The sequence below is a fragment of the Protofrankia sp. Cj3 genome (assembly GCF_917627355.1).
In the GTDB taxonomy this organism is placed as follows: domain Bacteria; phylum Actinomycetota; class Actinomycetes; order Frankiales; family Frankiaceae; genus Protofrankia.
On record NZ_CAKJTR010000038.1, the window covers coordinates 1 to 8111 of the forward strand.

Sequence of the window (8111 nt, forward strand, 5' to 3'; positions counted from 1 at the left end):
CAACTGCCGGCGGCGACCACTAGCAACGTCGCGCCAGCGGTCCCGTACGCTGACGAGGTGTCCACCGCGCCCGCGGGCTCCCCAGGCCCCGAGGCCTTGCCTGAGACCTCCCCCAGCGCACTGGCCGATTTCGCGGGCAGGTATCCATTCGGCCTCGATTCTTTTCAGCGTGCGGCCTGCGACGCGCTCGAAGCGGGTGAAGGCGTCCTGGTTGCCGCTCCTACTGGTGCCGGCAAGACGATCGTCGGTGAGTTCGCGGCCCACCTCGCGCTCACGCGAGGCCAGCGTTGCTTCTACACCACACCGATCAAGGCATTGTCGAACCAGAAGTACACCGACTTCGTCGCCCGTCACGGAAGCGGCTCGGTCGGCCTGCTGACCGGCGACACCTCCCGTAACCCGGATGCGCCGGTGGTCGTCATGACCACCGAGGTCCTCCGGAACATGCTCTACGCGGAGCCCGCCGGCCTCGATCGTCTCGCCTTCGTCGTCATGGACGAGGTCCACTATCTCGCCGACCGCCAGCGGGGGGCCGTGTGGGAAGAAGTGATCATTCATCTTCCCCAGCGTGTCCGTCTGGTGTCGCTGTCCGCGACGGTAAGCAACGCGGAGGAGTTCGCCGACTGGCTGGTGACCGTGCGCGGGCACACCCGCGTGGTGGTCAGTGAGCACCGTCCGGTACCGCTGTGGCAGCACGTCCTAGCCGACCGGGAGATGCACGACCTGTTCGTCAACGGTGGTCCGCTGTCCGTGGACGACATCCTGCGAGCGCGGGCCGACGCGGTGACCGGGCCGTCGACGGAACCGGCCGCGCATTGGCGGATCAACCCGAGCCTGCTCCGACTCGCCCGGGAGGAGAACCGGCGTCCCGAGACGCCGCGCGCTCGGCCCGGCGGCGGCCCTGGCCGTGGCGGCGCGGGTCCGCCACCGCGCCGCCGGGCCTGGGTACCGAGCCGGCCCGACGTCATCAAGCACCTGGACCGGTCCGGGCTGCTGCCGGCGATAACCTTCGTGTTCAGCCGGGCCGGCTGCGATGCCGCGGTCGCCGCCTGTGTGCGCGCCGGTCTCCAGCTGACGACGCTGGATGAACGGAACAGCATCCGCCAGCATGTGCAAGCACGCACAGCCAGCATCCCTTCGGATGACCTCCGCATACTCGGCTACTGGGAGTGGCTGGATGGTCTGGAACGCGGGATCTCCGCACACCACGCCGGGATGCTGCCCACCTTCAAGGAAGTCGTCGAGGAACTGTTCGTCCGTGGTCTGGTGCGTGCCGTGTTCGCCACGGAGACCCTCGCGCTCGGTATCAACATGCCGGCGCGCACGGTCGTTCTGGAACGCCTCAGCAAGTTCAACGGCGAAAGCCGTGCCGACATCACCCCGGGGGAGTACACCCAGCTCACCGGGCGGGCAGGGCGGCGGGGTATCGACGTCGAGGGCCACGCGGTCGTGCTGTGGCAGCCTGGCTTCGACCCGGTCGCGCTCGCGGGGCTGGCGTCAACCCGTACGTATCCGCTGCGGTCGTCGTTCCGCCCGTCCTACAACATGGCGGTCAATCTCGTCGGTCGGCTCGGGCGGACCGAGGCCCGCGGTGTTCTTGAATCCTCCTTCGCCCAGTTCCAGGCCGACCGCGCGGTCGTCGGCCTGGCCCGGCAGGTCCGCCGCAACGATGGCGCGCTGGCGGAGCTGGCTGCCAGCATGGCGTGCACGCAGGGGCCAGTGGAGCAGTACGCGGCGCTGCGGGAGGCGATCAAAGCGCGGGAGGCGGCGCTGTCACGCGAGGGCAGCGCCCGCCGACGGGCCGAGGCGGTCGAGTCACTGAGCCGGCTACGGGCCGGCGATGTCGTGCGTATCCCGGCGGGCCGGCGCGGCGGGCTGGCGGTCGTGCTCGACCCGGGCGCCAACGGCGCCGATCCCCGGCCGGTTGTCCTCACTGTCGACCGGCAGGTCCGCCGGCTGTCGCTGCTCGACTTTCCCTGCGCGGTGGAGGCGCTGGGGCGGGTGCGGGTCCCGAAGACGTTCAACCCGCGTTCCCCGCAGTCCCGTCGTGATCTCGCCTCGTCCCTACGCGCCATCGAGATTCCCGCGGAAGCCGGACGCCGGGCCCGCGCGCGGGCGAGCGCGGCCGACGACGCGGACCTCGCCCGGCTGCGCCGTGCGCTACGGGCCCATCCGGTGCACGGCTGCCCGGACCGGGAGGCGCATCTGCGTGTGATCGAACGCCATGCGAAGCTCCAGCGGGACACCGATACGCTACGGCGGCGGATCGCCGGCCGCACGAACACCGTCGCGAAGGTCTTTGACAGGGTGTGCGCCTCGCTGGAAACCCTGGACTATCTGCGCGGTGACGCCGTCACCGCCTCCGGCCGTGTCCTCGGGCGTATGTACACCGATCAGGATCTGCTGGTCGCGGAATGCCTGCGTGCCGGCGTATGGGACGAGCTCTCGCCCGCGGCGCTGGCCGCGGCTGTCTCAACGCTGGTCTACGAACCTCGCGGTGAGGACACCGCCACCCCGAAGATCCCCGGCGACCCGGCGTTGCGGGAGGCGCTGGCCGCAACGGCCCGCCTCGCCGACCGGCTGCGTGAGGTCGAGGCTGACCAGCAGCTTGACTTCCTGCGCCCGCCTGAGCCGGGCTTCGTCTGGGCGGCGTTCGGGTGGGCCTCCGGGCTGTCCTTGGCGAAGGTCCTCACCGACTCCGGGCTGGAGGTCACCGCCGGGGACTTCGTTCGCTGGATGCGCCAGCTCATCGACCTGCTCGACCAGATCGCCCAGGTCGCGCCGGATGGCTCGCGGGCCCGCCGCACGGCCCACGCCGCGCTCGACGCCGTCCGGCGCGGGGTTGTCGCCTACTCCATGATGCTGTGACCGGAAGACGCCGGTCGCTTCAGCACGGAATAGATCTCCGCGCGGCCACCGCCAGGCCGCACGGCTGGACTCTGGTCACCCGTACCATCAGGAATTTCGAGCGCACCGGCACGCGCGTGCCACACCCGTTCACCGGTTGACTCCGCCGCGCCACACCGGCCTGCCTGCTGGCCGGCCCCAGATACGGTCGTCCGCCGATGAAGGGTACGAAGGGTACGGGTGACCGGTTGGTGCACTTGACCGGAAGCCGGAGGATCTGTTCTCCTCAACAGGCCCAGCCGATGCACCGGGCCCCAGCCGATGGACACGGAGGAAACCGGTGGGAGTGCCCCCTGACGCCATCTGTTCCCCACTCTCGGCCAGATCCCAGCATGACCTCACCCGTACGGAACCGTCGCGGCGGCCCCGCTTGCGGCGCTGAACGCCCGACCACACCGCCGAGCTGGCGGTGGTGAAGAGCCGATCTCCAGCCACACGTCGCGGGAGTACACATGTCCGGATGGGTCCGCGCCGCCGGTCTGCTGGCGGGCGCAGCGCTCGACGTCATCCTCGCCGACCCGGCGCGGATGCACCCGGTAGCCGCTTTCGGCACTGTTGCCGACCGTGCCGAACGGCTGCTCTACCACGACAACCGCGCCGCCGGTCTGGCCTACACATCCATGCTCGCCGGCGGCACGGTCGCGCTCGGCGCGCTGGCGCGGACCGGTATGGACCGGGCCGGCAGCCGGCTGGGCTATCAGCGGGCAACCTCGTTGGCCTTGACCGCGGCGGCGACGTGGACGGTCCTCGGCGGCACGTCCCTGCGCCGCCATGGCCGCCGGCTCGGCAGCGACCTCGCCCACGGTGATGTGGCCGCGGCCCGGGACCGCCTGCCGGCGCTGTGCGGTCGGGACCCCGCTGTGCTCGACACCGGCGGGCTTTCCCGGGCCGGCGTCGAGTCGCTGGCGGAGAACACCTCGGACGCGGTGGTCGGGCCCCTGCTGTGGGGAGCCCTCGGCGGCGTACCGGGCCTGCTCGGCTACCGGGCGATCAACACTTTGGACGCCATGGTCGGCTACCGCAGCAGCCGGCACGCCCGCTTCGGCTGGGCGTCGGCCCGGTTGGACGACCTCGCGAACCTCCTGCCGTCCCGGGTCGCCGGCCTCCTGGCATGCGCGTGCGCGCCGGTCGTCGGCGGCTCACCCGTCGACGCCTACTGGGTGATGCGCCGCGACGGCGCAAGCCATCCGAGCCCGAACGCCGGTCAGGTGGAGGCCGCGTTCGCCGGCGCGCTCGGGCTGCGCCTGGGCGGGACGTTGCGTTACCACCACGGGGTCGAACACCGGCCGGTCATGGGATACGGCCGGGCCGCCCAGCCCGCCGATCTGGAACGGGCCGCGGTCCTGTCCGCCGCGGTCAGCGCCAGCGCGCTGGCGCTGTCAGCGGGTGTCGCCGCGGCCGCCTCGGCGGCCCGCTCGGCAACGTGGTCAGCAGCCTGGTCAGCGTGGACGTCCAGCCGGGCGCGGCGGCGGAACGGGCGGTGAGCGGCGGCGCGTTGCTGATCGCCGGAACGGGATCGGACGCGGGCAAGAGCGTCGTCACCGCTGGGCTGTGCCGATGGCTGGCCAGGGAAGGGGTGCGGGTCGCGCCGTTCAAGGCCCAGAACATGGCACTGAACTCCGTCGTCACGACGGACGGCGCCGAGATCGGTCGTGCCCAGGCGATGCAGGCCGCCGCCGCCGGGGCCGAGCCGGAGGCGGCGATGAACCCGGTGCTACTCAAACCGGGCGGCGACCGGCACAGCCAGCTCATCGTGCTGGGCCGTCCCGTCGCCGAGGTGGACGCCCTGGGCTACCGTCCGCACAAGGCGCACCTGGCCACCGTTGTCGCGGACTGTCTGGCCGACCTGCGCGGCCGGTTCGACGCGGTGATCTGCGAGGGAGCGGGCTCACCCGCGGAGATCAACCTGCGGGACACCGACATCGCGAACATGGGGCTGGCCCGGGCCGCGGACCTGCCGGTGCTCGTCGTCGGCGACATCGACCGGGGCGGGGTGTTCGCCGCGCTGTTCGGCACTCTGGCGCTGCTCGACGCGGCCGACCAGGCACTGATCGCCGGATGGATCATCAACAAGTTCCGCGGTGACCCCCGGCTGCTCGATCCCGGTCTGCGCCAGCTCGAACAGCTCACCGGGCGCGCCGTGCACGGTGTGCTGCCGTGGCGCTCCGGCCTGTGGCTGGACGTCGAGGACTCTCTCGATCTTGCCTCCTACCCTGAAGGGCTCTCACCGGTCGGACCCTCAGCGATCGAGGAACTCCTGCGGGTAGCGGTGATCCGGCTGCCGCGACTGTCCAACATCACCGACATCGACGCGCTGCGGGCCGAGCCCGGCGTGGCCGTAGCCTTCGCCTCCCGGCCCGCGGACCTGATCGACGCCGATCTTGTGATCATCCCTGGGACTCGCGCGACCGTGGCGGACCTCGCCTGGCTGCGCCGCGCTGGCCTGGACGCGGCATTGCGGGCCCGCGCGGCCGCTGGCCGGCCGGTGCTCGGGATCTGCGGCGGATACCAGATGCTCGGCCGTCGCATCGACGACCCGGTCGAGTCCGGTACCGGGGAGGTGGACGGCCTCGGCCTGCTCCCGGTGACTACCACCTTCGCCCCGGACAAGATACTCAGCCGGTGTGCCGGCACGACCAGCGAGGGGCTCGCGGTCACCGGCTACGAGATCCGCCACGGCCGGCCGGCCGTGGACGGCGGTGAACCGTTCGCCGCGGACGGTACCCGCGTGGGCGCGGTCGCCGGCACCAGCTGGCACGGGCTGCTGGAGAACGACGCGTTCCGCCGGGCGTTGCTCATCGACGCGGCCACCCGGTCCGGACGCTCCTTCACCCCGGCCTTCACCTGTTTCGCCGACGTCCGCCAGCGCCGGCTCGACGCGCTCGGCGATCTGATAGCCGACCATCTCGATACCGCCGCCGTCCGCGCGCTCCTCGACGGCGGTCCGCCGCCCGCACGTCCCTTCGTCCCGCCGGGAGCGCCCTGAGATGTGGATGTACGAGTCGCTGGCCGTCCCCTATGTCTTCGACCCCGCCACCGTCGACGGGCTTCAACAGACCTACCTGGGACTCGAGGGTGACCTTGCAGGCGGTGCGGGCTGACCGGTCAGATCACCGCCCGCGGTCCCTCGACCCGCCTAATAACGCCTAACGCCTAATGTGAGAGATGCGGATTGAGACGTGAGAACGGTCTGGCGTCAGGCGCTTCGTCACCGCTGATCCCGGCACGTGCGGCCAGGGCAACCGCCTCCTGCGCCGAATGGACGTCAAGCTTTCCGAGCAGATTCTGGATATGGGTACGCACCGTGTTGGCCGAGAGGAAAAGACGCCTGGCTATCGCGGTGCGGTCAAGTCCGTTCACCATGCACTGAAGGATCTCACGCTCACGGCTCGTGAGAGTCGAGATCTTTTCCTCCGCCGGGGAGGGCTGTGGGCGGGCCAGATCCGCGAGGACGGCCCCCAGCAGCGGCGGCGGAAACCAGCTCTCGCCGTTACGGGCACCCCGTAGGACCGACATCAGGTGTTGCAGACCAAGCCTTTTAGGCACCCATGAGGACACTCCGGCCCGTACCGCCTCGGTGGCCAGACGAGAATCATCAATGTCAGTCATGACGACGATTGGCAACCGGTCGGACCGTCGCAGCAGCAGCTCTCGGATAATGTCGACGCCATCTCCGCGGAGCAGCTCCGCGTCCAGCAACAGGATGTCCACATCGAGTATCCCCAACACCGTGGCTGCCGCCTCAACGGTGTGTACAGTTTTTACCACCTCGAAATCATGCTCGGCATGGAGTGCAACGGCGAGCGCGCCGCTGACAGCCCGCTGGGAATCGAGGATCAGTACCCGACTCGGTGTCATGCACAGTTGATACCCCACGACCTTCTTCAGGTCATCCCCCAACCATCGGATGGCTACTACGCCGCGGATACCGCCATGCGTCAACGTGGCTGATCGATGACCTGGCCAGGTGGTGACACCGCCGGTTGGGAACGTGGTCAGTCGACGCGGTCCATGAGCCGTACCCGGACCGCCAATGCGGCGGCCTCCATCCGGCTGTGTACGCCGAGCTTGTTCAACACGTTCTGAATGTGCGAGCGCGCGGTATTGGCCGTGATACCGAGATCCTTGGCGAGAACCGCGGTGCTCTGCCCACGCCCAAGCCGGGCAAGCAGCTCCCGCTCGCGGCTGGTCAGGAGATCGTCGACGACAGCCAGCTCACCGGAGCTGCGGGGGGCCCGCACGGCTCGCTCCACAACATCCGAATCGATCATTGCCTTACCTCTGCCGACTCGATCCGCGATAGCGATGATCCGTTCGATCTCCTGCGTCTTGGAGGCAAAGCCGCTCACCCCGGCGTCGATGGCCGCCCTGATCGACGCGGCGTCGGTAGAGCCGGTGACCAGTACCAGCCTGGTCTCCGGCGCCAGATCAGCAAGGGATTTGATCACGCCAAGGCCGTCGCCGTCCAGGAAACGCAGGTCCATCAGCCCAACATCGGGCCGGTGGAAACGGATCGCGGCCTCCGCATCAGCCGCGGTGAAGGCCAGCTCACAGACCGTCCACCCGCGCGCGGTCAACACAGCGCCCAGTGCCTCGACGAACATTTGATGATCGTCGCAGAGCACCACCCTCACGACATACCCTGCTGGGTATGTGCCGCGGGCAACAGGAGCCGCAGGCGGGCGCCGCCCAGTGGGCTCGAGTCGATTTCCACCCGCCCGTCGAATCTTTCGACCGTCTCCTGGACAATTTTCAGTCCCAAACCAGCGGAATTCGCTGGTTTACCGGCGAATCCGGCTCCGTCATCGTCGACTTCGACCGCCATCCATCCGTCATCCGCCATCGGCGTAGCCGTCAGCTCGACTCGGCCTGACGATCCGGCGGCCTGAGCGGCGTTGGCGACAAGATTGTCGACAACCCGCCGTAGCATGACCGGATCAGCCACCACCGGGGCGAGCGGGGCGGCAGTCCCCGGCCGGTGCCGGACCTGTGCCGGGACCGCTCGGTCCCAGTAGGCCCCTGCTTCCGCGAGCAGCTCGGAAAGGTCAACCAGCCGGATGCAGACGCCACCAGCGGCGCTGTCCACCAGCACCGCGAGCCGGTCCGCCTCCAGCAGCACCCGATCCAGCCAGCGTCGAACTTCCGTGCCGACGTCCGGATCGGTGAGCGCTGCCCACACCGCTGCCTCGATCGCGGCGATCGGC

At 69.9% G+C, this 8111-nt stretch carries 6 protein-coding genes; 3 read left to right on the forward strand and 3 right to left on the reverse strand.

Features of this window, described 5'->3' with window-relative positions; translation table 11 throughout:
* The first annotated feature begins 57 nt into the window (after nucleotides 1-57).
* The 3 genes from MJ783_RS07495 (at nucleotide 58) to MJ783_RS07505 (ending at nucleotide 5893) form a co-directional block, all read left to right on the forward strand.
* Nucleotides 58-2868, forward strand: a complete 2811-nt coding sequence (locus MJ783_RS07495; protein ID WP_239346613.1) for an RNA helicase — start codon at nucleotides 58-60, stop codon at nucleotides 2866-2868.
* A 491-nt stretch (nucleotides 2869-3359) separates the two neighbouring features.
* On the forward strand, nucleotides 3360-4391 hold the full coding sequence (locus MJ783_RS07500) for a cobalamin biosynthesis protein (RefSeq protein ID WP_239309480.1): 1032 nt from the start codon (nucleotides 3360-3362) through the stop codon (nucleotides 4389-4391).
* Nucleotides 4352-5893 (forward strand): cobyric acid synthase, encoded by a 1542-nt coding sequence (locus MJ783_RS07505; protein WP_370651481.1) that lies wholly within the window; start codon nucleotides 4352-4354, stop codon nucleotides 5891-5893. Before MJ783_RS07500 ends, MJ783_RS07505 begins: the two co-directional genes overlap by 40 nt.
* A 167-nt stretch (nucleotides 5894-6060) precedes the next feature.
* On the opposite strand, the gene MJ783_RS07510 is transcribed toward MJ783_RS07505, so the two are convergent.
* From MJ783_RS07510 to MJ783_RS07520, 3 genes are all read right to left on the reverse strand, one after another.
* Nucleotides 6061-6807 carry a response regulator transcription factor gene (locus MJ783_RS07510; RefSeq protein WP_239309482.1) on the reverse strand — a complete coding sequence of 249 codons (747 nt, stop codon included), beginning with the start codon at nucleotides 6805-6807 and terminating at the stop codon, nucleotides 6061-6063.
* A gap of 95 nt (nucleotides 6808-6902) precedes the next feature.
* Nucleotides 6903-7541, reverse strand: a complete 639-nt coding sequence (locus MJ783_RS07515) for a response regulator transcription factor (RefSeq protein WP_239309484.1) — start codon at nucleotides 7539-7541, stop codon at nucleotides 6903-6905.
* Nucleotides 7538-8111, reverse strand: a 574-nt coding sequence (locus tag MJ783_RS07520) for a sensor histidine kinase KdpD (RefSeq protein WP_239309486.1), incomplete at its 5' end; no start/stop codon positions are given. The genes MJ783_RS07520 and MJ783_RS07515, both read right to left, overlap by 4 nt.

Bases quoted from the DNA above. Each gene is read 5' to 3' on its own strand.
- MJ783_RS07500 (WP_239309480.1), top strand. From the start codon at position 3,360: ATGTCCGGATGGGTCCGCGCCGCCGGTCTGCTGGCGGGCGCAGCGCTC.